Below are 1577 nucleotides of genomic sequence, written 5' to 3' on the forward strand. Positions count from 1 at the left end.
AGAGACTGGGCAAGAATCGGCGGATCGAGGTGATGTAGGATTCGTCGTATGACGAATCGCCCGTTCAAGACCGGCGCGAGCCGGGCGCAGCCCAGTCTCCTGCCGCCGAGCGTGGAGGACTATGTCGGGCCGGACAATCCGGTGCGGGCGATCGACGCGTTCGTGGCGGCGCTCGATCTGGCGCGGCTCGGGTTCCGGCATGCCGGGTCGGTGGCGGGCGGCGTCGGCCAGCCGCCCTACGATCCGGCCGATCTGCTGAAGCTCTATCTGTACGGCTACGTCAATCGGGTCCGCTCGTCGCGCCGGCTGGAGCAGGAGGCGCGGCGCAATCTCGAGCTGATCTGGCTGCTGCATGGACTGACCCCGGGCTATCGCACCATCGCCAAGTTCCGGGCGGAGAACTGGGCGGCCCTGAAGGCGGCGAACCGCAGCTTCGTGCTGCTCGCCCGCGAGCTCGGCCTGCTGGGCGGCACGCTGGTGGCGATCGACGGGGCGTTCTTCGACGGCAATGCGAGCAAGGGGAGCATCGCGACGAAGAAGCGGCTCGCCGCCGCGCTCGCGGCGATCGAGAGCGACATCGAGGCCTATGGGGCCGCGCTCGATGCGGCCGACGCCGCGGAGGCCGCTCCTGCCGACGGTGACGACCGAGGCCCCGGGGGCGGCGGCGACGTCGGCCGGAAGATGGCAGCCCTGATGGCGAAGCGGGACGCCCTGAAGGCCGATCTCGCCCGGCTGGCGGAGAGCGGCGAGACGCAGGTGTCGCGCACCGACGCGGATGCCCGGCTGCTGACCAAGAGCGGCCAGACGGTCGCCGGCTACAACGTCCAGATCGCCGTCGACGACGCCCACAAGCTGATCGTCGCGAGCGAGGTGGTCGGCGACGGCAACGACACCGGCCAGCTCCATCCGATGGCGGTGGCGGCCCGCGAGGCGCTGGCGGTCGAGACGCTCACCGTGCTGGCCGACGTCGGCTACTTCAACGGGACCATGCTGAAGCGCTGCGAGGACGACGGCATCGTCGCCTATGTGCCGGAGGCCGAGCGCACCGGACGGCTCGCGGCGCGGGGCTGCTTCACCCACGCCGATTTCACCTACGATGCCGCCGCGAACGTCTATCGCTGCCCCGGCGGCGCGGCGCTGCAGCCGACCAGGACGCCCAAGGACAAGAGCGGCCGGATCGAGGTCCGCTACGTGAGCCGCAAGCGAACATGTGACGCATGTTCGCTGCGGCTGCGCTGCATCGCCACCAAGTCCGGCACCCGGGAGGTTCTCCGCTGGGTCCACGAGGACGTGCTCGAGCGCCACCGGGCGCGCATGCGGGACGCCGGCACGCCGATGCGCCGTCGTGCCGCCCTCGCCGAGCATCCGTTCGGCACCCTCAAATGCCGCGCCGGCTGGCGCCACTTCCTGGTGCGCGGCTTCGACAAGGTGCGCGGCGAGTGGAGCCTGATGGCGCTCGGCTACAATCTCTCCCGCCTGCTCGGCATCCTCGGCCTCGACCGGTTCGTGGCCTGCCTGGCCGAATGCGCCGCCGAACTGCTCGCAAGCGGCGCCCGGAACGCCGTCCAGCCCCTCAT

At 71.0% G+C, this 1577-nt stretch carries 1 protein-coding gene; it reads left to right on the top strand.

The window, feature by feature from the left end; all coding sequences use genetic code 11:
• Positions 1-48: 48 nt before the first annotated feature.
• A partial coding sequence (locus J2S22_RS30820; protein ID WP_272780887.1) for an IS1182 family transposase occupies positions 49-1577 on the top strand: 1529 nt, incomplete at its 3' end.

Origin of the sequence: Rhodoplanes tepidamans, from assembly GCF_030813915.1 — a bacterium.
Classification (GTDB): Bacteria; Pseudomonadota; Alphaproteobacteria; order Rhizobiales; family Xanthobacteraceae; genus Rhodoplanes; species Rhodoplanes tepidamans.